Annotated in this window: 23 protein-coding genes; 16 read left to right on the forward strand and 7 right to left on the reverse strand. The window is 72.4% G+C overall.

The annotated features are described in order from the left end of the window. Nucleotides 1–71: 71 nt before the first annotated feature. Both ACNNMR_RS35080 and ACNNMR_RS35085 read right to left on the reverse strand, forming a co-directional pair. The gene (locus tag ACNNMR_RS35080) at nucleotides 72–722 is read right to left on the reverse strand and encodes a cyclodeaminase/cyclohydrolase family protein (protein WP_419998732.1); all 651 of its coding nucleotides are present in this window, start codon (nucleotides 720–722) and stop codon (nucleotides 72–74) included. Nucleotides 723–744: 22 nt separating this feature from the next. Beyond that, nucleotides 745–1821 (reverse strand): endonuclease/exonuclease/phosphatase family protein, encoded by a 1077-nt coding sequence (locus ACNNMR_RS35085; RefSeq protein ID WP_419998733.1) that lies wholly within the window; start codon nucleotides 1819–1821, stop codon nucleotides 745–747. A 126-nt stretch (nucleotides 1822–1947) separates the two neighbouring features. Here ACNNMR_RS35085 and ACNNMR_RS35090 point away from each other — a divergent pair, with 126 nt between their 5' ends. After that, a complete protein-coding gene (locus ACNNMR_RS35090) occupies nucleotides 1948–3066 on the forward strand; it encodes a winged helix DNA-binding domain-containing protein (RefSeq protein ID WP_419998734.1) in 1119 nt (372 codons plus the stop codon). Here ACNNMR_RS35090 and ACNNMR_RS35095 read toward each other — a convergent pair. Both ACNNMR_RS35095 and ACNNMR_RS35100 read right to left on the reverse strand, forming a co-directional pair. After that, the gene (locus ACNNMR_RS35095; RefSeq protein WP_419998735.1) at nucleotides 3003–3578 is read right to left on the reverse strand and encodes an EF-hand domain-containing protein; all 576 of its coding nucleotides are present in this window, start codon (nucleotides 3576–3578) and stop codon (nucleotides 3003–3005) included. The genes ACNNMR_RS35090 and ACNNMR_RS35095 overlap by 64 nt on opposite strands. Nucleotides 3579–3609: 31 nt before the next feature. Beyond that, complete coding sequence (locus ACNNMR_RS35100; protein ID WP_419998736.1) at nucleotides 3610–3915, reverse strand: SAV_915 family protein; 306 nt, start codon at nucleotides 3913–3915, stop codon at nucleotides 3610–3612. Nucleotides 3916–4039: 124 nt separating this feature from the next. On the opposite strand from ACNNMR_RS35100, the gene ACNNMR_RS35105 reads away from it, so the two are divergent. The 9 genes from ACNNMR_RS35105 to ACNNMR_RS35145 all read left to right on the forward strand — a co-directional run bounded on the left by ACNNMR_RS35105 (nucleotide 4040) and on the right by ACNNMR_RS35145 (nucleotide 13979). Next, entirely contained in the window at nucleotides 4040–4390 is a 351-nt protein-coding gene (locus ACNNMR_RS35105; protein ID WP_419998737.1) for a VOC family protein, read from the forward strand. A gap of 46 nt (nucleotides 4391–4436) precedes the next feature. Next, nucleotides 4437–8024, forward strand: a complete 3588-nt coding sequence (locus tag ACNNMR_RS35110) for a WD40 repeat domain-containing serine/threonine protein kinase (RefSeq protein ID WP_419998738.1) — start codon at nucleotides 4437–4439, stop codon at nucleotides 8022–8024. Nucleotides 8025–8073: 49 nt separating this feature from the next. Next, the gene (locus tag ACNNMR_RS35115) at nucleotides 8074–9243 is read left to right on the forward strand and encodes a methyltransferase (RefSeq protein ID WP_419998739.1); all 1170 of its coding nucleotides are present in this window, start codon (nucleotides 8074–8076) and stop codon (nucleotides 9241–9243) included. Nucleotides 9244–9297: 54 nt separating this feature from the next. Then, the gene (locus tag ACNNMR_RS35120; protein ID WP_419998740.1) at nucleotides 9298–9645 is read left to right on the forward strand and encodes a VOC family protein; all 348 of its coding nucleotides are present in this window, start codon (nucleotides 9298–9300) and stop codon (nucleotides 9643–9645) included. Then, nucleotides 9642–10205, forward strand: a complete 564-nt coding sequence (locus tag ACNNMR_RS35125) for a GNAT family N-acetyltransferase (protein ID WP_419998741.1) — start codon at nucleotides 9642–9644, stop codon at nucleotides 10203–10205. Before ACNNMR_RS35120 ends, ACNNMR_RS35125 begins: the two co-directional genes overlap by 4 nt. A gap of 49 nt (nucleotides 10206–10254) precedes the next feature. Beyond that, a complete protein-coding gene (locus ACNNMR_RS35130; RefSeq protein WP_419998742.1) occupies nucleotides 10255–10605 on the forward strand; it encodes a YciI family protein in 351 nt (116 codons plus the stop codon). Continuing rightward, nucleotides 10606–11814 carry an RNA polymerase sigma factor gene (locus tag ACNNMR_RS35135; RefSeq protein ID WP_419998743.1) on the forward strand — a complete coding sequence of 403 codons (1209 nt, stop codon included), beginning with the start codon at nucleotides 10606–10608 and terminating at the stop codon, nucleotides 11812–11814. It abuts the gene before it with no gap. An 89-nt stretch (nucleotides 11815–11903) separates the two neighbouring features. Beyond that, nucleotides 11904–12377: a carboxymuconolactone decarboxylase family protein gene (locus ACNNMR_RS35140; RefSeq protein ID WP_419998744.1), complete on the forward strand. Its 474-nt coding sequence runs from the start codon at nucleotides 11904–11906 to the stop codon at nucleotides 12375–12377. Nucleotides 12378–12437: 60 nt separating this feature from the next. After that, entirely contained in the window at nucleotides 12438–13979 is a 1542-nt protein-coding gene (locus ACNNMR_RS35145; protein ID WP_419998745.1) for an AMP-binding protein, read from the forward strand. On the opposite strand, the gene ACNNMR_RS35150 is transcribed toward ACNNMR_RS35145, so the two are convergent. Further along, nucleotides 13972–15243: a glycoside hydrolase family 71/99-like protein gene (locus ACNNMR_RS35150; protein WP_419998746.1), complete on the reverse strand. Its 1272-nt coding sequence runs from the start codon at nucleotides 15241–15243 to the stop codon at nucleotides 13972–13974. The genes ACNNMR_RS35145 and ACNNMR_RS35150 overlap by 8 nt on opposite strands. A 124-nt stretch (nucleotides 15244–15367) precedes the next feature. On the opposite strand from ACNNMR_RS35150, the gene ACNNMR_RS35155 reads away from it, so the two are divergent. Both ACNNMR_RS35155 and ACNNMR_RS35160 read left to right on the forward strand, forming a co-directional pair. Then, nucleotides 15368–15856: an N-acetyltransferase family protein gene (locus tag ACNNMR_RS35155; RefSeq protein WP_419998747.1), complete on the forward strand. Its 489-nt coding sequence runs from the start codon at nucleotides 15368–15370 to the stop codon at nucleotides 15854–15856. A 4-nt stretch (nucleotides 15857–15860) separates the two neighbouring features. Next, entirely contained in the window at nucleotides 15861–16310 is a 450-nt protein-coding gene (locus tag ACNNMR_RS35160; protein WP_419998748.1) for an MmcQ/YjbR family DNA-binding protein, read from the forward strand. A gap of 4 nt (nucleotides 16311–16314) precedes the next feature. Here the strand turns inward: ACNNMR_RS35160 and ACNNMR_RS35165 are convergent, their stop codons facing one another. Further along, on the reverse strand, nucleotides 16315–16887 hold the full coding sequence (locus ACNNMR_RS35165; RefSeq protein ID WP_419998749.1) for a TetR/AcrR family transcriptional regulator C-terminal domain-containing protein: 573 nt from the start codon (nucleotides 16885–16887) through the stop codon (nucleotides 16315–16317). Between the two features lie 70 nt (nucleotides 16888–16957). Here ACNNMR_RS35165 and ACNNMR_RS35170 point away from each other — a divergent pair, with 70 nt between their 5' ends. From ACNNMR_RS35170 to ACNNMR_RS35185, 4 genes are all read left to right on the forward strand, one after another. Beyond that, nucleotides 16958–18193 carry an FAD-dependent monooxygenase gene (locus ACNNMR_RS35170; RefSeq protein WP_419998750.1) on the forward strand — a complete coding sequence of 412 codons (1236 nt, stop codon included), beginning with the start codon at nucleotides 16958–16960 and terminating at the stop codon, nucleotides 18191–18193. An 88-nt stretch (nucleotides 18194–18281) separates the two neighbouring features. Then, nucleotides 18282–20483 (forward strand): MMPL family transporter, encoded by a 2202-nt coding sequence (locus tag ACNNMR_RS35175; RefSeq protein WP_419998751.1) that lies wholly within the window; start codon nucleotides 18282–18284, stop codon nucleotides 20481–20483. After that, complete coding sequence (locus tag ACNNMR_RS35180; RefSeq protein ID WP_419998752.1) at nucleotides 20480–21703, forward strand: sensor histidine kinase; 1224 nt, start codon at nucleotides 20480–20482, stop codon at nucleotides 21701–21703. The genes ACNNMR_RS35175 and ACNNMR_RS35180 overlap by 4 nt, the downstream gene beginning before the upstream one ends. Further along, the gene (locus tag ACNNMR_RS35185; RefSeq protein WP_419998753.1) at nucleotides 21700–22365 is read left to right on the forward strand and encodes a response regulator; all 666 of its coding nucleotides are present in this window, start codon (nucleotides 21700–21702) and stop codon (nucleotides 22363–22365) included. Before ACNNMR_RS35180 ends, ACNNMR_RS35185 begins: the two co-directional genes overlap by 4 nt. On the opposite strand, the gene ACNNMR_RS35190 is transcribed toward ACNNMR_RS35185, so the two are convergent. Further along, entirely contained in the window at nucleotides 22358–23272 is a 915-nt protein-coding gene (locus ACNNMR_RS35190) for a glycine betaine ABC transporter substrate-binding protein (protein ID WP_419998754.1), read from the reverse strand. The two genes, ACNNMR_RS35185 and ACNNMR_RS35190, sit on opposite strands and share 8 nt — an antisense overlap. Nucleotides 23273–23444: the final 172 nt, after the last annotated feature.

The following is a 23444-nucleotide window of genomic DNA, read 5'->3' on the forward strand; positions in this document are numbered from 1 at the left end:
CGGATTGATCACTGACGCCGTTTCGGACGCGGCGGGCGCCCGCCGCGGTTCCCCTGTAACAGCGGCCGTCGTCATGCCGTGATCTCCTTGCGAACCGCGGCCGTGATCTCCTCCGCCCGGGCGGCGATTTCCTTCACCCCGGACGCCGTCGCGGCGAGCGTGGCGCGCAGCGACTCGTCCTTGATGCCGGAGAGGTTGACCTCGACGTTCACCTGGGCGGTCGTGGCCGCGGCGCGGGCCGCCTCGGCGGCGGCGGCCACGTCGGTGATCACGTTACGGTTCGCCCGGCCCGGCTCGGCGAGCAGCTCCTCCGCCAGCTCCACCACCCGCCGGGCCACACCGATCACCTCGGCCGGCGGCCGCGCCGCGCCCGCGAGCGCGGTGGCGATCGCGGCCGACCTGGCGGCCTTCTCCGCCTCGCCCTTCTCGCCCTCGCCGGACTTCGGCAGCCCGTACGCCCGCGTCACCGCGGAGAACGCTGCCACATCGTCGTCCGCGAGCCGCAGCGCCTCCTCCCGCAGCCGGTCGGCCTCCTCGGTGATCCGGCCGATGGCGGCGGCATGCGCCGCGAACTTCTCGCCGGAGGAGTAGCGCGCGACCATCGCGAGCAGCGCGGCCGCATGCGCCGCGTGCACCGCGGCGGCGGCCCCGCCACCGGGAGCGGGCACCCGCGCGGCGAGCTGCTCGAGAAAGCCGCCGACCGGTTCGTCCCGTACGGGCATCTGTGGTTCTCCTTCGGTGTCTTCAATTGGCGTTCGGGTCGGTGCCCCGGCCCTTGTGCAGGTCGAGGTCCACCAGTACCGAGCGGTGGTCGGTGTTCGCGAGGTCCAGGAAGCGGATCGCGGTCGGCGCCAGGCGGTCGCCGACCAGGACGTGGTCGATCTGGGCGCCGAAGGCCGGGGCGGTGCGCTGCGGCCACGTCGGGGTGCGCGAGCGGTCGAGGAGCAGGGCGCTGTCGCGCAGGCCGGTGTCCAGTATGCGGCGGAATGCGGCGTGGTCCTGGGAGGAGTTGAAGTCGCCCGCGATGATCAGCGGCTCGTCCGCATTGGCCGCCGCGAAGTCCCGCAGCCGCCCCAGCTCGGTGCGCCAGCCGTCCATGTACGCGTCCTCGGGCAGCGGCGGCAGCGGGTGGGCGACCTGGATACGGACCCGCTGCCCGGCGATCTCCGCGGTGCCGCCGGGCATCTTCAGCTCGCTGGGGATGGTGGGTTCCTTGGTCAGCGGGAACTTGCTGAGCAGCGCGGACCCCTCCGAAGGGCGGCCGTCGTCGATCACCCGGTACGGGTACGCCTTGCGCAGCTCGGGGGTGCGCAGCGCGGCCGCGCAGCGGGCATCGCACTCCTGCACCGAGACCAGGTCCGGCCGGTGTTCGCGGAGCGCGGCCAGCAGCCCGTCGGTGGCATTGCCGAACTCGAGGTTGGACGTCAGCAGCTTGACGTGCGCGGCCACCGGACCCGACGGCGCGTCGGCGGCCGTCTCGTACGGGCGCATGAACCACGCCGTGCAGGCCAGCACCGCCAGCGCCCACGCCACCCCGAGCGGCCACCGCGCAAGACCCACCAGCAGCAGCGCGAACCCGGCGGGCAGCAGGAACCAGGGCATGAACGACAGCACTTGCGGTATCGGCGTGACGCCGTCGACGCCCGCGGCCCGTACCGCCAGGGGGATGCACACCGCGATCAGCACCAGCGAGCCAAGGATCGCCATGGTCAGCCGCGCCTTTCCGCGGGGCGGCCGGAGCCCGGCCCGCAGCGCGGCCGCCGGTCCCGCCGGGGCGCCGGAGCGCTCTTCGGCAGCCCGGCTCTCGGTCGCTGTCCCCACGCTCGCCCCCGTCCGTCGCTTCCGGCCCCTCATCCTGCCTCACCGAAACGGGAACCCGGCCATCCAGCCCGCCATGCCGGTGACTTGCGGACCGGAACTGTCCGCAATCGGCCGTACCTTTGGCACATGGCAAAGACGGCATCCGGCTCTGAGACCCTGAGCACCCGCGCGCTGAACCGCGCCACGCTGGCCCGGCAGCTGCTCCTGAGCCGCTCCGAACGGTCGGCGCTCGACGCGACGAACCACCTGGTCGGCCTGCAGGCGCAGAATCCGGCGCCGCCCTATTACGCGCTGGCCGCACGGCTCGCGGACTTCGATCCGGGCGAGCTGTCGGGACTGCTGGAGCGGCGGGAGGTGGTGCGGCTGCCCGCGCTGCGCTCGACCATTCATCTGATGAGCGCGGAAGACGCCCTGATGCTGCGGCCGTTCGGCCAGCCGGCGCTCGACCGGGAGCTGAAGATGTTCGCGAAGGGACTCGAAGGCGTGGATCTCGACCGGCTCACGGCGCTGGTCGCCGAGCGCTGCACCGGCGACGGGGTGCCGCAGCGGGCGCTGGCGGCGGAGCTGACGGCGCTGTGGCCGGACGCGGACCGGCTCGCACTGACCATCGCGGCCCGGGTGCTGCTGCCGCTGGTGCAGACGCCGCCGCGGGCCCTGTGGGGCCGGGGCGGGCAGCTGACGCTGGCGACGCTGCAGTCATGGGTGGGCCGGGAGCTGGCGAAGCCGGACGAGGAGGACCTCGTACGCCGCTATCTGGGCGCCTTCGGCCCGGCCTCGGTGAAGGACATGCAGACCTGGGCGGGCGTGACCCGGCTGCGCCCCTTCTTCGAGCGGCTGCGCGACGCCGGCGAGCTGATCACCTTCCGCGACCCGGCCGGCGTCGAGCTCTTCGACCTCCCGGACGCGCCGCGCCCCGACGAGGACACCCCGGCGCCACCGCGCTTCCTGCCCGAGTACGACAACGTGCTGCTCTCGCACGCCGACCGGACCCGCGTGGTGCCGCCGGAGGTCCGCGACAGCTGGCGGGGCAACAGCAATTACTGCACCTTCCTGGTCGACGGCTTCCTCCGCGGCAGCTGGCAGCTCCAGGACGGCGTGCTGGTGGTGCAGCCGTTCACGCCGCTCACCCGCGCCGAGCGCCGCGCGGTCGAGGCGGAGGCGGCGCGGGTGCCGGTTGCGGATCAGTCCGGGTCGATCGGGCCGAGCAGCCAGACGCCGGTCGAGGTCCGCTCCTCGCTGAAGTAGAACTCGCGGATCGCCTCCAGCATGTCGTCGCGCGTGATCAGCCCGTCCGTGTCCTTGTCGAGGCGGCCGAAAACCTCCCGGGCGTCCGGCTCCGGCAGGCCCATCAGCGCGCCGGTCCAGCGGACCTGCTCATCACGGCCCAGCTTGCCGTCGCCGTCCGTGTCGGCGATGTCCATGAGGGCGTCGAGGAAGGGGACGTAACCGGCCTCGAAGGAGTCGGGCGTGACCAGCAGCCCGGCGGCGAACGCGGCCTGATACTCGCCCAGGTCTATGCGCCCGTCCGCGTTCGCGTCCGCGGCCTGCGCCAGGTGCTGCCACAGGCCGTCGCTCAGCTCCCGCAGGTGCTTCAGCGCGGCCGAGTCGGAGCCGAGGCCGAAGGCCGCGCCGAGGCGGTCGCAGGCGGCCTGGAAGTCGGTGCGGTCCACATAGCCGTCGCCGTCCGTGTCGAAGGTGCGGAAGCGACGGGCGAGCTTGCGCTGAAGGAACGGGGAAATGCCCGGAGTTGTGTCCATACCCCGCAGCAATACCCGCGGAATCGGACAGTCAGCAGGCGACGACCGGCCGTTTCGCGGGCTCGCCGGGGGCGGCCGGGGCCACCGGGCGCGGGCGGCGGGCGGTCAGCAGCGGATCGACGGTGATCCGGTCCGCGCCCAGCGGCAGCGCCAGCGCCTGGAGCGCCGACTCGGCGATCCGGATCCAGGGCTGTGCGGGCCCGAGCACCCGGCCGAGGGCCGCCTCGCTGGTGAAGGCCACCGCGGTCCGCGTGCCCAGGGGCGTACGGAACATTCGCATCGCGCAACCGCCGCCGGGCCCGGAGTGAACGGGGACGTACAGCAGGGGCTGCGACATGTCGGTTCCTTCGCCGTGAGGTCGTGAGGCCATCCGATAACCGACGGTACGGGCCGGATGAGCGGCGCGTCACCCGATTCCGGCATGCGAGACGCGGCGGGCGCGAGTCCGTAAAATCGGCGCCATGATCAATGGAGCGCATGTCATCCTCTACAGCCGCGACGCGGAGGCTGACCGGGCCTTTCTGCGCGATGTGCTCGGCCAGAAGCATGTGGACGCGGGCGGCGGATGGCTGATTTTCAAGCTGCCGCCGGCGGAGGTCGCTGTCCATCCTGCGGACGGCGACCCGAAACACGAGCTGTACTTCATGTGCGACGACGTCGAGGCGACCGTCGCCGAGCTGACCGCCAGGGGCGTGGAGTTCACCGCGCCGGTCACCGAGCAGCGGTGGGGGCGGCTGACGGCGCTGCGGCTGCCGGGCGGGGGCGAGGTCGGGCTGTACGAGCCGCTGCACCCGACGGCGTACGACCTCTGAGCCCAACACGAGGGCACCGCAGTGCCGCGTTGGGCACAATGTGGTGGTGGCACAGGCAGCAGACACCGCACCCCGGGAGTGGCGCGCGGGCGACCTCGTTCTGGACGTCTACGAGGTCAGGGACACGATCCGCAGCGGCGGCATGGGCCTGGTGCACCGGGTGCTGCACCGAGGCTGGAATGTGGAGCTGGCCGTCAAGGCGCCCCGGCCCGGCCTCGTCGGCACCGGTCAGGGGCTGCTCGACTTCGAGACCGAGGCCGCCACCTGGGCCGGGCTCGCCGAGCATCCGCATACGGTCAGCTGCGTCTACGTGCGCCGGCTCGACGGCGTCCCCCGGGTGTTCGCCGAGTGGCTGGACGGCGGCAGCCTCGCCGAGGCCGTGCACTCCGGGCGGCTCTACGAGGGCGGCCACCGGGCGGCGCTGCGCCGGATCCTGGACGTCGGCGTCCAGACCGCCTGGGGCCTGGAGCACGCGCACCGCCACGGCCTCATCCACCAGGACGTCAAGCCCGCCAACGTCATGCTCGACCGCGACGGCACCGCCAAGGTGACCGACTTCGGCCTCGCCAAGGCCCGCGCCGCCGCCGGCGAGTCGAGCACCGCCCCGCCCGGCGCCAGCGTGCTGGCCGGCTACGGCGGCATGACGCCCGCCTACTGCTCACCCGAGCAGGCCGACGCCGCCGCCTGGACGGCGGACTCCGGCCGGCCATCGCCGCTGCTCACCCGGGCGACCGACGCCTGGTCCTGGGCGCTGACCGTGCTGGAGATGTTCACCGGGTATCCGCCGTGCCAGTACGGGCAGGCCGGGGCCGAGGTGCTGGCGGAGTTCCGCTCCCAGGGCGCGGACGAGGAGCGGGACGAGCGCATCCCCGGCCTGCCGGAAGGCCTAGGTGCGCTGCTGGAGCGCTGCCTGGCCGCCGATCCCGCCCAACGTCCCAAGGACATGGGCGAGCTGGCCGTCGGCCTCGCCGCGATCTACGCCGGAGCCACCGGCGAGCCCTATCCGCGGCCCGGGCCGCAAAGCGCCGTACGGCTCGCCGACAGCCTCTCCAACCAGGCCCTGTCGATGCTCGACCTCGGGCGCGGCGACGAGGCCGACGCCCTGTGGCAGCGGGCGGTGGAGGCCGACCCGTACAACCCGCACGCGGCCTTCAACCGCGGCCTGCACCACTGGCGCACCGGGCGGCTGACCGACTCGCAGGTGGCCGCGGATCTGGACGGCGTCCGCGCGGCCGACCCGGATTCCCCGGATGCGCGCGGGGACTATCTGCTGGGGCTGTTCCACCTCGAGCGCGGCGACGCCGACGGCGCCCGCACCCTGCTGCGTACGGCGGCCGAACGGGTGCCGGGCGACAGGGAGTTCGCCGCCGCGCTCGACCGTGCGGAGCAAGCGGCGGGGGGCGGCGACACGTACACCCTCACCGGGCACACCGCCGAGGTCTACGGCCTCGCGGTGAGCGCGGACCGCCGCACCGCCGTCTCCGCCGCCCGGGACGGCACTCTCCGGGTCTGGGACCTCCCGGGCCGCGCCTGCCGGCAGGTCATCGCCGCCACCGACGGTGACATCGCGCTCTACGGCCTGGCCATCGACGGGGCCGCGACCCTCGCCATCGCCGGTCCCCACGAGGGCGACGCCCAGATCTGGGACCTGCGCACCGGGCAGCTGCTGCAGGTACTCGACCACGGCGACGACCACGTCGGCTGGATGTCCGGCTTCGGGCCCGGCCAGGTCGCGATGAGCGCGGACGGCGGCCTCGCGCTCACCGCGCTCGCCGAGGGCGGCCGCGTCCAGGTGTGGGAGCCGCGCACCGGCCGGCTGCTGCGCGAGTTCGGGAACGGCCCCCGCGGCAAAGGCGGCAGCCTCCTGGACGGGCTCGGGCTCAGCGCCGACGGGCGCCTCGCGCTCGCCCGCGACCGTTCGGCCGACGGCACGACGGGCACGCTGCACGTCTGGGACCCGCACACCGGCGAACTGCTGCGCGCCCTCGACACCGGCTTCCGGGACGCCGAGCTGAGCGCCGACGGCCGCACCGCCGTCACCTGCGCGGGCAACAACGTCCAGGTCTGGGACGTCGCCACCGGCCGCACAACCTGCACCGTCGACCGGCCGGGCGGCCTGGGCAACTATTTCACGGTGACCGAGGACGGCCGCCATGCGGTGGGCGTCGATACGAACACCACCCAGCTGTGGGAGACCGCCACCGGCCGCTGTCTGCGCACCTGGCGGCAGGGCGGTAACTGCGTGGCGAGCCCCGACGGCCGGCTCGTGCTGACCGGCGACAACGCGGGCACCATCACCGTACGAGAGGTGGCGCCGCCCGGACCGCCGGCGCCGTGGAGCTATCCGCTGCCGCGGCCGGCCGACGCCCGCGTGCGCGCGCAGGAGGCGGTACGGCGCGCCCTCGACCACTCGGCGCTGCTGCTCGACGAGGGCTTTACGAAGGCCGCCGCCGAGGAGGTGCGGCGGGCCCGGGCCCTGCCCGGCTACCGCCGGCACCGCGAACTCCTCCAGCGCTGGCAGGAGATCGGCCGCCGCAGCCGCCGTGCGGGCCTGACGGACGCCTGGCGCCGGGCCACGCCGCCGATGGTCGGACTCGAGCCGCACAGCGTCCGGGACGAGGAGACCGCCATCCTGGAACTGCACTCGGGCGCCGGTCTCTTCGAGCTCACCTCGACGCGCGAGGGCACCCGGCTGCGCCTGCTCGACCTGCGCGACGGGAGTCGGCGCGGCTACTTCGAGGGCGACATCGACGTCCAGCGCGACCTGACCGTCACCGCCGACGACCGCCTGGTGCTGTCGGCCGGTGCGGACGGCGTGATCCGCGGCTGGGACGTCGAGTCGGGCCGCTGCGTGCGCGAACTGAAGGGCCGGTGGGGGCGGGTGTTCCGCGTCAAGGCCGCGGCGGACGGCAGCGTCGCCCTCTCCGGCGGGCGCAAGCGCACCATCCGCGTCTGGGACCTGGAGCACGGCGCGTACCTCGGCGCCCTCCGCGGTCACCGCAGCGCCGTCAGCGAGTTCGGGATCAGCGCCGACGGCCGCTACGCCTACTCGTACGCGGACGACGGGCCGTGGCTGTGGGACGTGCCGCGCCGCCGCCGCATCGCCGCGCTCGGCGGCGGCGACTGGCTCGGGTTCGCGCTGAGCGGCTCCGGGACCGCGCTGTGGTCCCGGCACCGGGACGGGACGGTGCGGGTGTGGGACGTCCCCACCGGATCCTGCCTGCACACCTTCACCGGCCACGACCCCGACCGCCACCTGATGGATGTCGGCTGCTCCTTCGACGGCACCGTCGGCGCCTCGGTGAGCGACGACCGCACGCTGCGGGTCTGGGACCTGCACACCGGAGCCTGCCGGCACGTCGGCGGACTCGGGACCGCCTTCCCGGTGTACTCCGTACGCGGCCTGGCGGTCAGCGCCGACGGCCGCTTCGCCGTCACCGGCGGGCAGGACGGCGTGCTGCGGGTGTGGGACCTGGACTCCGGCGAGTGCCTGCGCACCCTCGACGCCCATACATCCGCCGTGATGTGGCTGACCATCAGCGCCGACGGCCACGCTGTCATCTCCCGCGACCGCAGCGGCGCCACCCGCGTGTGGGAGCTGGACTGGGACTACGACGTCCCGGCAGGGCCGTAGCCGCTCGGCGTCGTCTGAGCCTTCCGCGCGCATCGGGGATGATGTCGGGGTGCCTGAGAACCCCGTCCTGACCTGGACCGAGCCCGACGACGGCAGTCCGCGCTCCGCCCGCTGGCTGTCCGCGAGCGGCGCCCCCGCGCCGCGCCGGGTCGAGCCCGGTGACGACCGGATGCCGGCCGCCGTTGCGTACAAGCTCGCCTGTGAGGGGACCGCTGTGCTGTGGCGCGGGGACTACCACGGGGCGCGGCAGGTGCTGGCGGCCCTTGGGCGGCGGCTCGACAAGCGTCCGTCGCGGCGGAGGAAGGGGGACGGGGGTGCCGATCCGGCCGCCGACTTCCATCGCCAGCGGCAGGAGCAGGGGCACCGCGCCCGCATCCTCGGCATGCTCCTCATCCCCCTGGAGCCGGGGTACGTGATCCCCCTCCGCCGCGCGCCTGAGGTGGCCGAGGCCTGCGCGGCGGCGTACGGCCCGTATCCGGGCGACGGCGACGGTGACGGGCCGGCAGCCGTCTCCCTCCGCGACCTGCTCGGGGTCCTCGGCGCGTACCAGTGGCAGCAGCGCGGCGTCGAGGTCCCGGCGCTCGGCGGCGCGCGGATCCACCCCTCCTACGGCGTCTTCGCGCCGGTCCGCGGTGAATACGTCGACCTCGTCGCCGAGGCCCCGCTGCCGCCCGGCGCGGACCGGCTCGCCTTCGACGTCGGTACGGGCACGGGCGTCCTGGCCGCGGTCCTCGCCCGGCGCGGCGTGCGCCGCGTCGTCGCCACCGACGTCAACGAGCGCGCCCTGGCCTGCGCCCGTACGAACGCCGACCGCCTCGGCCACGGCGACCAGGTCGAGGTGGTCAGCGCCGACCTCTTCCCGGACGGCCGCGCCCCCCTCGCCGTCTGCAACCCGCCCTGGCTCCCGGCCAAGCCCACCTCGACCCTCGAGTACGCCGTCTACGACCCGGGCAGCCGCATGCTCCGCGGCTTCCTGGACGGGCTCGCGGACCATCTGGAGCCGGGCGGCGAGGGCTGGCTGATCGTCTCCGACCTGGCGGAACACCTGGGCCTGCGGTCGCGCGCCGAGCTCCTCGGCTGGATCGAGGCGGCGGGCCTCACGGTGGCCGGCCGCCTCGACACCCGCCCCCGCCACCCCCGCGCCGCCGACCCGGACGACCCGCTGCATGCCGCGCGCGGCGCGGAGGTGACGTCGCTGTGGCGGCTGCGGGCGGCGTAATCTCCTGCGGATTTATCCAAGCTGCCCGGCAAACGCGCTGTTAGCGTCCGCCGCATGACGATTCGCCGCGCCGTACCGGACCACACCACCGCCGACCCGGCCGCCAGCAGCGCCTTCTACCAACTCCTCGGCTTCCGCGAGGACATGAATATGGGCTGGGTGGTCAACCTGGTCTCCCCCTCCAACCCGACCGCCCAGGTCATCCTCATCACCAAGGACGCGAGCGCCCCCGAGAACCCCGACCTGAGCGTCGAGGTCGACGATGTCGACGCCGCGTACGCGGCGATCCGCGGCACCGGCGCGGAGATCGTGCACCCGATCACGGACGAGGAGTGGGGCGTCCGCCGCTTCTTCGTCCGCGACCCGGACGGCAAGGTGGTCAACGTGGTCGGCCACCGGTGACACCCGCCCTCCGCACGGCCCGCCTGGACCTGCTGCCCCTGGCACCCGGGCACGCCACCGAGATGGCGGCCGTGCTCGCCGACCCGGCCCTGCACCGCTACACGGGCGGGACGCCCGCCGCCCCCGCGGACCTCGCCGCCCGCTACGAGCGCCTCGCCGCCGGCTCCCCGGATCCCGGCGTGACCTGGCACAACTGGGTGCTGCTGCTCCGCGCCGAGGCTCGGCTGACGGGATACGCCCAGGCCACCGTCACCGCCGCCGCCGCCGGGCGCGGCCGCTCGCTCGCCGAGGTCGCCTGGGTGGTGGGTACCCCCTGGCAGGGCCAGGGCATCGCCAAGGAAGCCGCGCAAGCCGTCGTCCACTGGCTCGGGACAGCCGAAACGGCAATCGCCGAGGTCATCGCCCACATCCACCCCGACCACCACGCCTCCGCCGCCATCGCCGCGGCCGCCGGGCTGGCGCCCACCGACGAGTGGCAGGAGGGTGAAATCCGGTGGCGGCGAAAATTTCCGGCTCCGGACGGCTCCGGGTGTCGATCCGGCGGGAGCCCGTTCGTGTAGAGGGTGAGAACCGGCGGCAGGCGCCGGTCACGCACCGAGGAGAACGGTCATGAAGCAGTACATGCTCAGCATCATCCAGCCCGACGGCCCGGCCCCGCCGCCCGAGACGCTGGACCCGATCATGAAGAAGCTGGACGCGCTCAACACGGAGATCCGCGAGGCCGGCGCCTGGGTCTTCGCCGGCGGCCTGTTCCCGCCGGACACCGCCACCGTCGTGCGGGTCAAGGACGCGGAGGTGCTCACCACCGACGGGCCGTACGCCGAGGGCAAGGAGCACATCGGCGGCTTCACCGTCATTCAGGCCGAGGACCTCGACGCCGCGCTGGAGTGGGCGCGCAAGTACGCCGAGGTGATCACCCTGCCGATCGAGGTGCGGCCGATGCAGTACGGGACCTGCTGAGTGCCCTCCGCGGAGGTCGAGCGCGTCTTCCGCAGCGAATACGGGCGCGCCGTCGCCGTCCTGGTCCGCCTCCTCGGCGACATAGACCTCGCCGAGGAGGCGGTCCAGGAGGCGTTCGCCGAGGCGGTCAAGCGGTGGCCCGACGCGGGTACGCCGCCCAGCCCGGCCGGCTGGATCATCACCACCGCCCGCAACCGCGCCATCGACCGGCTGCGCCGCGAGAGCGCCCGCGCGGACAAGCACGCCCAGGCCGCCCTGCTGCACGCGGAGGCGGACGAGCCGCCCGAGGAGGGCCCCGTGCGCGACGACCGGCTCCGCCTGATCTTCACCTGCTGCCACCCGGCGCTCGCCCCGGCCGCCCGCGTCGCCCTCACCCTCCGCCTCCTCGGCGGCCTGACGACCCCCGAGATCGCCCGCGCCTTCCTGGTGCCAGAGCCGGCCATGGCGCAGCGGCTGGTCCGCGCCAAGCGGAAGATCCGCGACGCGGGCATCCCCTACCGGGTGCCGCGCGAGGCCGACCTGCCGGACCGGCTGCGCGGCGTGCTGGCGGTCATCTACCTCGTCTTCAACGAGGGTTACGCCGCCTCCGCGGGCGCCGACCTGGTCCGCGACGACCTCTGCGACGAGGCCGTACGCCTCGGCCGGCTGATCGCCGAGCTGATGCCGGACGAGCCGGAGGCGCTCGGCCTGCTCGCGCTGATGCTGCTCACCGCCTCCCGCCGCCCGGCCCGGATCGGCGCCGGCGGCGAGCTCGTCCCGCTGGCGGCGCAGGACCGGGCCCGCTGGGACCGCGCGCTGATCGCCGAGGGCCAGGACCTGGTCCGCCGCTGCCTCCGCCGCGGCCGGCCAGGGCCGTACCAGATCCAGGCCGCGATCAACGCGGTCCACAGCGACGCCGGCACCGCCGCCGACACCGACTGGCGGCAGATCGTGCGGCTCTACGACCAGCTGATGGCGCTCGCGCCGACGCCGGTGGTCGCCCTGAACCGGGCCGTGGCGGTGGCCGAGACCGAGGGGCCGGAGCCCGCCCTCGCGCTGACCGACGCGCTCGCGGCGGACCTCGACACGTACTACGTGCTGCACGCCGTGCGCGCCGAGCTGCTGCGCCGCCTGGGCCGGAGCGACGAGGCCGCGGCGGCGTACGGGCGGGCCGCCGAGCTCACGGACAACGAGGCCGAGCGGGCCTATCTCAGCGGCCGGATCCGGTGAGGCGCAGGTCACAGACGTGTCGATGTCACACACAGCGGAGCCGTGCCGTCTTAGGGGTGTAACCGCAAACGACGACACTGGAGCACATCATGGAAGCTCGTCTTGACTTCTTCGGCAACAAGGCCATGAGCAAGGCCTTCAAGCACATCATCGCCGCGAGCAAGTCGGTCGCCGACACCGAGCTGCCGGGGCAGACGGTCGAGCTGGTGCTGCTGCGCGCCAGCCAGATCAACGGCTGCTCCGTCTGCATCGACATGCACGCCAAGGACGCCGTCGCCGGCGGCGAGTCCTGGGAGCGGCTGAACATGGTCGCCGGCTGGCGCGAGGCCAAGGTCTTCACCGAGGCGGAGCGCGCCGCGCTGGAGCTCGCCGAGGAGGGCACCCGCATCGCCGACGGCGCCGGCGGCGTCTCGGACGAGGTCTGGGGCCGCGCGGCCAAGCACTACGACGAGGAGCAGCTGGGCGCCCTGGTGGCGGCGATTGCCGTGATCAATGCCTTCAACCGCGGCAATGTGATGCTGCAGAACCCGGGCGGCGATTACGTGCCGGGTCAGTGGAGCTGATCGCCTTCCGCTCGTGTCCGGGGGTAGCCGATCGCGGGGGCGCGCCCCCACCATGGCCCCATGCGCGTACCCATGACGATCGCCGACTTCCTCGACCGGGCCGAACTGGGTTTCGCCCGCAGCCCAGGGGTCATTGACGAGCCCTTCCAGCCCGCGCCGCCCGTGCCGGATTCGACGTACGGGCGGCTGGGCGAGCGGGTCCGGGCCTGGCAGGCCGGGCTCGATGCGCTGGGGGTGGGGGAGGGCGAGCGGGTCGCCGTCGTCTCGCACAACTCGGCGCGGATGCTGGAGCTGTTGTTCGCGGTGCCGATGAGCGGGCGGATCGCCGTACCGGTGAACTTCCGGCTGCAGCCCGATGAGGTGCAGTACGTCGTACGGCAGAGCGGCGCGTCGGTGCTGCTGGTGGATCCGGAGCTGGATGATGCGCTGTCGGGCGTGAAGGCGCGGCACCGGTTCGTGCTCGGGGAGCAGACCGAGGCCGAGCTGATGCGCTTCGGGATGGAGCCGCGGCCCTGGTCGGCGCCGGACGAGGACGCGACGGCGACGATCAACTACACGTCGGGGACCACGGCCCGCCCGAAGGGCGTACAGCTGACCCACCGCAATATCTGGGTGAACGGCCTGACCTTCGGCCTGCATACGCGCGCCTGGGAGCGGGATGTGTATATGCACACGCTGCCGATGTTCCACTGCAATGGGTGGGGGATGCCCTTCGTGATGGCGGGCCTGGGCGTGAAGCAGGTCGCGCTGCGGAAGGTCGACGGGGCGGAGATCCTGCGCCGGGTCGAGGAGCACGGCGTGACGCTGATGTGCGGCGCCCCGGCCGTGTGGAACGCGGTGCTGGACGCGGCCGCCACGTGGAAGGGCGAGATCCCCGGGCGCGGTCAGGTACGGGTCGCCTGCGCGGGCGCGCCGCCGCCGAGCAGCATGATCCAGCGGTTCGAGGAGGAGCTGGGCTGGCAGTTCACGCAGCTCTACGGGCTGACCGAGACCTCGCCACTGCTCACGTACAACCGCACGCGGCCGGAGGACGATCACCTCCCGGCCGAGGAGCGGGCCCGCAAGCTCTCCCGCGCCGGGCTGCCCGCGCTCGGGGTGAAGATCAAGGTGGCCGAGTCCGGGGAGGTGCTGGCCCGGTCGAATGTCGTACTCGACGGCTACTGGGAGAAGCCCGAGGAGACCGCGGCGGCGCTGGAGGACGGCTGGTTCCACACCGGGGACGGCGGCACCGTCGACCCCGGCGACGGGCATCTGACGATCTCCGACCGGAAGAATGACGTGATCATCACGGGCGGCGAGAACGTCTCCTCGATCGAGGTCGAGGACACGCTCTTCAGCCACCCGGCCGTCGCCGAGGTCGCGGTGATCGGGGTGCCGGACGAGAAGTGGGGCGAGACGATCAAGGCGCTCGTGGTGCTCGGGGACGGCGCTCGTACAGACGAGGCGGAGCTCATCGCGTACTGCAAGGAGCGGATGGCCCGCTACAAGGCGCCGACGACGGTGGAATTCCGGGATGCCATTCCGCGTACGGCCACCGGGAAGATCCAGAAGTTCAAGCTCCGGCAGCCGTACTGGGCGGGGCGGGAGCGCGGGGTCAGCTGACGACCGGCTTGGTCGGCCGGTCGGGGGTGAGCTGCAGCTCGCCCTTCAGCATCCGGCCGCCGTCGCCGGTGAGGCGCAGGTAGTAGTCCGGGGAGCAGGCCGTGCCGTCCTCGTCGAGGGGCTTGATGCCCGTGCCGGCCGGGATGTCGGCGCGGGTGGCGGCGGTCTTGGCGATCTGGTTGCCCTCGTTGTACTCGTCGAACATCGATATGTAGATGCCCTGCGCGCCGAGCCGCACCATGTTGTAGAACATCCGCCACATGAAGTCGCCGTGCGCCCGGTGGCCTTCCTGCAGATTGCCCGGCATCACGCACGGCTGATAGTCGATGCCGTGGGCGTCGCAGTCGGCCTGGTCGGGGGTGTTGATGTCGCGGAAGAACTGGTCCGCGCCCTCGATGGTGCCGATCCGGCCGACCATCCACGGCGAGAGCATGTGGAAGGCGTGATAGACGTCCAGGAAGCCGGGGCGGGAGTCGCCGACCCCGCGGCGCCAGTGCGTGGGGACGCCACCGATCACGTAACAGCCGTGCTCCTTGAACCAGTCGACGACCTCCTTGCACTCGCCGGGCTCGAAGGGGCGGCCGTCGTCGTTGAAGCCGAAGCCCCAGATGCAGACGACGGGCTTGCCGTTCTGCATGGCGTAGGCGGGGGAGGCGGTGTGGGCCTTCATCTTCGCCGTCCAGTCCTCGGTGATCTGCGTACGCATCGAGGTCCAGCCGCTGACGTCGTACATGATGTAGAACTTCCGGCCGTGCGCCTCGGCGGCCTTGCGCACCTTCGCCGCCATGGCGTCGCGGGTGGGGCCTTCGGCGCCGAAGGGGTTGAAGCGCTGGAGGGCGGCGGTGTCGAGGTTGTTCTCGCGCATCCAGCGGAAGTGGGTGTCGACGGTCTGCTCGTCCCAGGAGGAGAAGAGCTGGGCGGGGCGGCCGCTGCCGAGGTCGGGGTAGGCGGTGGTGTAGGCGTGCTCGTAATCGGCCATGTCGGGCCAGGAGATGATCGTGGTGTTGGAGGGGGACGGGGGCTGTCCGGCGTCCTTGCTCCAGTGCCACCAGCTGTCGATGGGGGCGCCGTCGCCTTTGCAGGCGAACCAGCCTTGGTAGCCGACGGTGATCTTGCCGATTACGTCGCCGGTGGCGGCTTTCTTGGCGGCGGTCTGCTGTGCGGGCTCGGCGCCGGCGCGCTGCAGCCCGACGCCGATCCCGGTCGCGGCGGTGGCGGCGACGGCGCTGCCCGCGCCGAGGAGCTTGCGTCTGGTGATGGCCATGAAGTACCTCCTGTGGGGGGAGTCCCTGTCACGTGGTGGAGGGGCGGCGACCCAGGGAGCGATAACAGAAACCCGCGAAACCCGCGAGACCAGAGAAGCCCGCGAAGCCCGAGGAGCAACCACCGTGGCACCACACATCCTGCGCCCCGGCACCCCCGCCGACGCGCCCGCCGTCGCCGTCATCTGGCGGGAGGGCTGGGACGACGGCATGCGCGACCACGTGAACGCCGCCCTGGCGGCCGCGCGGACTGAGGCGTCTTTCCGTACGCGCGCGGAACGGCGGGTCGGCGACACGGTAGTGATCGAGGTGGACGGGGCGGTCGGCGGCTTCTTCATGACGGACGGCGACGAGCTGGAGCAGATCTTCGTCGACCGCGCCCACCGGGGTACGGGGCTCGCCGCGGAGCTCCTCGCGGCGGCGGAGGAGCACCTGGCGAAGGCCGGCCACGCGGAGATCTGGCTGGCGGTCGTCCCGGGCAATGAGCGCGCCCGCCGCTTCTACGCGCGCAATGGCTGGCGCGACGCGGGCCCGCATCCGTATGAGGCGGTCGCGGGGGACGGCATGCTGCCGGTGGCGGTGCACCGCTACACGAGGATGCTGGCGGAGGATTAATGGCATGCCACACCCCGTGATGTTCGAAGACGACGACCCCTACCTGGTGCGCCTGCGCCGCGTGGCGCTGGCCTTCCCGGACGCGGAGGAGCGGATCGCGCATGGCCGCCCGGGCTTCCGGGCCGGCAAGTTCTTCGCCTGGTACGGCGCCACCACCAAGGGCTCCGCCGCCACCCGCATCCGCTACGACCAGGCCCTCCTCATCCTCCCGGACGAAACCGACCGCGCGGCCCTGACGGAGGACCACCGCTACTTCACCCCCGCCTACCTCGCTCCGTCCGGCTGGATCGGCCTGGATCTGGCGGCGGCGGGCACCACACCCCCCAAAGACGTCGACTGGCAGGAAGTAGCAGAACTCCTCGACACCTCCTACCGCCAAGTCGCAGGCCCCCGACGGGTGTCGCGCTTGGAGGCGCAGGGCAGCCCGGCGGACCCCACCGCGCGCCAGGGGTGATCGCCTACGGCATCGCCGTGCGGTGCGTCAGGCCGTCGAGGATGAGGGCCAAGCCCGCTTCGAAGGCGGTGTCGTGGTCGATCGGTGGGATATCGGCCGGGAGGTCGCGGCTGCCGTCGGGCTGAGTGTCCGCCTGTTCTTCCAGGACGCTGCCGACCGTGAAGCGGCCCGCGGCGAGCATGGCCATCTGGGCGGGTTCCTCGGGTACGCCTGAGGCGGTGAGGAAGGCCATCTTGTGGCGGATCCGGTCGAGGTCCGCGGTGGGGGTGCTGCCGGCGTGGAGGCGGGCGCCGTCGCGGCGGAGCAGCAGGGTGCGGCGGAAGCTGCGGGTGTTTTCCAGGAACCAGGTGCGCCAGTCGTCGCCGGGGGCCGGGAGCGGTGCGGTCGCGTGGGGGGCCATCGCGGCCTCCGCCATGGCGGTCAGTAGGTCCTTCTTGGTGCGGAAATACCAGTACAGCGAGGGCTGCTCCACGCCTAGCCGCTTGGCCAGCTGTCTCGTGCTGATGGTGTCCAGCCCGACCTCGTCCAGCAGGTCGAGCGCCTCAGTGATCACGGTTTCACGGCTGATCTTTGTCACTTTGACAATCTATCGCTGATAGGCGACTCTGAAAAAGAATCATTCACTGATAGATTTTGGAGTGAGAGGGATGTCCCTGCGCGTTCTCATCGCCGGCGGCGGGGTCGCCGGCCAGGCCCTGGCGTACTGGCTCGCCCGGGGCGGCCACCAGGTGACCGTCGCCGAGCGCTTCCCCGCGCTGCGGGCCGGCGGCGCCCAGGTCGACCTGCGGGGGCAGGGCATCGAGGCCGTCGAGCGGATGGGCCTGCTCGACACCGTCCGCGGCAAGCTCGTGGACGAGGCGGGCGTCGCCTTCATCAACGCCCGCGGCAAGCCCAGGGCGACGATCATGGCCAATACCTCCGGCCAGGGCCGGCAGACCCTGACCTCGGAGTACGAGATCATGCGCGGCGACCTGGTGCGCATCCTCCACGACGCCACGAAGGACGATGCGGAGTACGTCTTCGGCAGCGGCGTGGACGGCTTCGAGCAGGACGAGGGCGAGGACAAGGTCATCGCGCACTTCTCCGACGGGTCCTCCGGCGCGTACGACCTCCTGGTCGGCGCCGACGGGCAGGGCTCCCGGATCCGCCGGGCGATCCTCCCCGAGGGCACCGACCCGTACTGGCGCGTCGGCATCCACATGGCCTACTGGTTCGTCCCGCGCATCGCCTCCGACACCAATATCCGCGACACCTACATGGTCCCGGGCGGCCGCCAGATCATGCGCCGCAGCCACAATCCCACCGAGACGCAGGTCTACTTCGTACTACGGGAGGACTCCGCGGAAGCCTCCGCGATCCACCGCGAACCCGTCGAGAAGCAGCAGGAGTTCTGGGCCGGCCGCTTCCGCGACGCGGGCTGGCAGACCGAGCGCTTCATCGAGGGCATGCGGACCAGCCCCTTCTTCTACTCCCAGGAGATCGTCCAGGTCCGCACCGACACCTGGTCGAAGGGCCGCGTCGTCCTGGCGGGAGATGCCGCGCACTGCGCGTCCCCGTACAGCGGCATGGGCATCTCCGGCGGACTGGTCGGCGCCTACGTCCTGGCCGGCGAGCTCAACCGGCACCCGGACGATCTGCCGACCGCCCTGGCGAACTACGACACCACGCTCCGCCCCTTCGTCGACGCGATCCAAGGCGAGGTCAACCCGCGCCTCCTGCGCCTGGGCCTGCCCATGACCCAGCGTGCGATCGACGCCTTCCTCACCGTCACCGGCCTGGCCACCGCACTGCGCATCCCCGAGCTGGCCGCCCGCTTCTCCAAGGAGGACCGCGGCGGTGACTGGCGACTCCCGGAGTACGCGGACCACCGAGCCGCCGCCTAGCGGCCCTGCCCGTACTGCCCCTGCAGTACGCCGCAGTGTCAGCAGGCGCCGGACGACGACTACATCCGCCGCCGCGAACGATGACGGCATGGCTTCCTACCTCTACCGGCTCGGCCGGCTGTCCTTCCGCAAACGCCGCTGCTTCGCCCTCGTGTGGGTGGTGCTGCTGGCGGCGTGCGCCTTCCTGGCGGCCACGGCGCCGGCGGCCGAGGACGACGGGTTCTCGATGCCGGGCACCGAGTCGCAGAAGGCTTTCGACTTGCTCGACGATCGTTTCCCCGGGGGAACTTCGGAGGGCGCCGACGCCCGTATCGTCTTCGCCGCCCCTGACGGGCAGAAGGTGACGGCCGGCGACCACCGGGCCGCGGTGGACCGGGTCGTCGACGAAGTCGCCGCCGGGGCCCAGGTGAAGGAGGCGCAGAGTCCCTTCGCGGAGGACGCCGTCAGCGAGGACGGCAGCACCGCGTACGCGACCGTCACCTATGACGTCCCGAGCGAGGAGCTGGCCGAAGGCACGAGCGAGGCGCTCCTGGACGCCGTCCAGGACGGGCGGGACGCGGGGTTGACGGTGGAGGTCGGCGGGTCGGCCGTGGACGGCGGGCCGGAGCTCGGCGGCATCACCGAACTGATCGGCATCGGCGTCGCGGCGCTGGTGCTGCTGATCACCTTCCGCGCCGTGGTCGCCGCCGGGCTGCCGCTGATCACCGCGCTCGTCGGGCTCGGGGCGGGCGTCTGCGCGATCATCGCGGCCGGCATGTCGACCACGACGATCACGCTGGCGCTCATGCTGGGGCTGGCCGTGGGCATCGATTACGCGCTGTTCATCGTCTCCCGGTATCGCAGCGAGCGGGCCGAGGGGCAAACCGCCGAAGAGGCCGTCGGGCGGGCGGTGGGCACGGCCGGCTCCGCCGTTGTCTTCGCCGGTGCCACCGTCGTCATCGCGCTGGCCGGGCTGTCGGTGGCGGGCGTGCCGATGCTGACCGACATGGGCCTGGCGGCCGCCGGGACCGTCGTGATCGCCGTGCTGGTCGCCCTGACGCTGCTGCCCGCGCTGCTCGGCTTCTTTCCGCGGGCTGTGCTGCCCCGGGCGCAGCGGCGCACCGTACGGGCGCCTGCCGACGTCGCGGCGATGGAATCCGCGGGCAGCCGCTGGGCCCGCTTCGTCGTCCGCAGGCCGCTGGCGGCGCTGCTGCTCGGCGTCGTGGGCCTGGGGGTCGTCGCCGTACCGGCGCTGGACCTGCAGCTGACCCTGCCCGGCGACGAGGCGCAGCCCACCTCGACCACCCAGCGGCGTGCGTACGACGCGCTCGCCGACGGATTCGGCCCCGGCTTCAACGGGCCGTTGACCGTAGCCATCGATACGCGCCAGGCCGACGACGCGAAGGCCGTCGTCGCCCAGGCCCGTAAGACCCTGGCGGCCACGGACGGCGTCGTCGAGGTGTCACCGGCCATGTTCAACAAGGCCGGGGACACCGCCGTCGTCACCGCCATGCCCAGCACCGGCCCCGCCGCCACCGCGACCAAGGACCTGGTCAGAACCCTCCGCGCCGAAGGCGGCCAACTCGAGGCCGACACCGGCGCGGCCATGCTGGTGACCGGTCAGACCGCCATGAACATCGACGTCTCGAACAAGGTCACCGCCGCGCTCCTGCCCTACCTCGCGGTCGTGGTCGGCCTGGCGATCGTGCTGCTGATGGTCGTCTTCCGCTCGATCCTCGTGCCGCTCAAGGCCGCGCTGGGCTTCCTGCTCTCGGTGGCCGCGGCCTTCGGCGTGATCGTGGCGGTGTTCCAGTGGGGCTGGCTGGCCGGTCTGCTCGGGGTCGCGCAGACCGGACCCGTGATGAGCATGATGCCGATCTTCCTGATCGGTGTGGTGTTCGGTCTTGCCATGGATTACGAGGTCTTCCTCGTGACCCGCATCCGGGAGGCGTACGTACGCGGCGAGCAGCCAACTCGCGCCATCGTCACCGGCTTCCGGCACAGCGCCCGCGTCGTCGTGGCCGCAGCCGTCATCATGATCGCGGTGTTCGCCGGCTTCATCGGCATGACCGACTCCATGATCAAAATGCTCGGCCTCGGCCTGGCCGCCGCTGTCCTCTTCGACGCCTTTGTCGTACGGATGACCATCGTCCCCGCTGCGCTGGCGCTCCTGGGGCACGCGGCGTGGTGGCTGCCCCGCCGGCTCGGCCGGGTGCTGCCCGACCTGGACATCGAAGGCGAGCAGCTCAGCCATCGCGAGGCCGACCCAGCCATCCCGCCGCAGCCACGGGCCGTACAAGGAGTCAAGTGATCGACGAAGCGCGGTTGTGGATCCGCGGAGTGCGTCCGTGGATCCGCAGCCACCCCCGCGGGGTCGACGCGACCCTCGCCGTGGTGCTCTGCGCCATCACCCTGGCGTCCACCACCATGGAGCGGCCGCCGCACATCCACCAATGGCCGCCGCTGCCCGCGGTGATTGTCGCCCTCGCCTCGTCCGGCGCTCTCCTCACCCATCGTCGCCACCCGCGCCTGACGGTCATCGCCACCACCGCGGGCGGCGCCGCCCTGGGGGCCATGGCCCCCTCGCTGGGCTACCAGTTCGGCTCGACCCTCGTCGGCACCACCATGGCGGCGCTGGCCTCCCTCGCCTGGCGCACCGACCAGCGCACCACCGGCCGCTACACCGCCGCCGCCGCACTGACCCTCCTCGCCGCTTCCGTCATCTGGGCACCGGACGGCACACTCCTCCAGCCCGAGCAGGTGGGGCTCGTCGGCTTCGTGCTCCTGGCCGCCGCCGTCGCCGACTCCACCCGCAGCCGCCGCGACTACGTCGCCGCCGTCGAGGCCCGCGCCGAACTCGCCGAACGCACCCGCGAGGACGAGGCCCGCCACCGGGTCGGCGCCGAACGCATGCGCATCGCCCGCGAACTCCACGACGTCGTCGCCCACCACATCACCCTCGCCCACGCCCAAGCCGCCACCGCCGACTACCTGCTGTCCACGAAGCCCGACCAGGCACGCGACGCCATGCGCCACCTCACCCCCACCCTGGTCTCCGCCCTGAACGAACTGCGCGCGACCGTAGGCCTGCTGCGCCAGACCGGCCGCCACGAGACCCCCCTCGACCCCGCCCCCGGCCTGGACCGGCTCCCCGGCCTGCTCGCCGACTTCAAACAGGCCGGCCTCGCGGTCCACCTCACCCGCGACGGCACCCCGCGGCCCCTGTCACCCGGCGTCGACCTCACGGCGTACCGGATCGTCCAAGAGGCCCTGACCAACGTCACCAAACACGCCCGCACCGGCTCCGCCTGCCTCCAACTCGCCTACGCCGAAAGCCTCCTGACCATCACGATCAGCGACAACGGCCCGCATGACATGGCGGCGGATACCAGCACCGGCTACGGACTCATCGGCATGCGGGAGCGAGTCCAGGCCGCAGGGGGACGCCTCCGGGCGCGACCGAAGGACGGCAGCGGATTCGAGGTGGTCGCCGAACTCTCCACCGACCCACCACACGAGGAGCGGCTGTGACGATCCGGGTGCTGCTCGCCGACGACCAGGCTCTCCTGGCCGGCACCTTCAAGATCCTCATCGACGCGAGCGACGACATGGAGGTCGTCGGCCTCGCCGAGGACGGCGCCCAGGCGGTCGAGCTGACCCGCGCCACCACCCCCGACGTCGTGGTCATGGACATCCGTATGCCCGGCAAGGACGGGCTGATCGCCGCAGCCGAGATCACCCAAGCAGGCGGCCGGGCCCGCGTCCTCATACTCACCACCTTCGAGACCGATGAGTACGTCGCCCAGGCCCTGCGCGCGGGCGTAAGCGGCTTTCTCGGCAAGGGCGTCACCCCCGGCGAGCTCCTCAGCGCCATCCGTACCGTCGCGGCCGGAGACATGGTCCTGTCCCCGCTCGCCACCCGCGCCGTGGTCGCCCGCTATCTCGCCACGCCCGGCCCGCCGACCGCGGTGCCCCAGGCACTTGAGGCGCTCACGTCGCGCGAACGCGAGGTCCTGGCGCAGGCTGCCAAGGGCCTCACCAATGCCGAGATCGCCGAGCTCCTGCACCTCAGCCCGCTGACCGTACGGACCTTCATCCAGCGCATCATGACCAAGCTCGACTCCCGCACCCGGGCCCAACTGGTCGCCATCGCCTACCGGACCGGATTCGTACGCGTCCACACTGTCAGATAGGCAGCCACTGCTTGACGAGGGATTCGTTGACGCCGATCCAGGTCTCGACCGCGTCCTCTTTCTGCTCCGCGCCGCCCGCGTCCTGGATCGCCGCCTCCAGGCCCTGCAGCTGATCCGGCGTTACGCGGAAGTTCCGCAGCCACTCCAGGGCTTCGTTGTCGCCTTTGCCGTGGAAGTCCCGGGAGACGACCGTGTGGAGCTTGTCCGGGTCGCCGAAGGCGTCGGCGGGGTCGTCGAGGTAGCGGATGTCGTACTTGGAGAAGGCCCAGTGGGGGCGCCACATGCCCACCAGGATGGGGTCCTTCGCCGCGTAGGCGGTGTCCAGGGCCTGCAGCATGGTGGCGGTGTCCTTGGCCTTCTGGCGGTACGAGTCCGCCAGGCCGTACTCCGGGATCACCGACTTGTTGATGGTCCTGGTCAGACCCGCGGTCGGCTCGATGCCGACGATCGTCCCGTCGAAGAGGCCCGCGTGCTGCGGCAGATCGACCAGGGACTCGACATCTTCCACGTAATCGGGCACGGCCAGGCCGAGGTCGCCGGGCTCGTACCAAGGGCCGAGGTCGACCATTGAGCCGCCGTATTGCGCCCATGGCTCGGTGTGGGTGCTCGGCAGCCAGGCGTCCATGAAGACGTCGAACTCGCCCTTGGCCACCCCGCGGAACAGGTCCGGCACGGCGTCCTTCTGCACGTCCTTGACCGTGTAGCCCTTGGACTCCAGCAGCTGCTTCCACAGCTCGGTGACCGCGATGGCCTCGTCCCAGGCTACGTAGCCGATGGTGATGGTGCCGCGGTCCTTCTGTGCCGCGGCCTTTGCCAGGCCCGGTCCGCTGTCGGTGCCGCAGGCGGCCAGGGCGGCTGGTGCCAGCGCCCCTGCGGCCAGGCCGCCAAGGAACCTGCGTCGATCCATTGCATGTGCACTGTTTCCCCCGGTGGACATTCGGTCACCCTAGTTGCCTTCGGCACTGAAGCACTAGTGTTCCAAGCAGCAGTACGCGGAGGGGAGCTCGGCGGGCACTGTAGGACGACAACGGGGAGGACCGGCGTGGTGACGCCGACGAAAACGGGGGTCGCGTCTGGAC

Source organism: Streptomyces boninensis, from assembly GCF_048572725.1.
Taxonomy (GTDB): domain Bacteria; phylum Actinomycetota; class Actinomycetes; order Streptomycetales; family Streptomycetaceae; genus Streptomyces; species Streptomyces boninensis.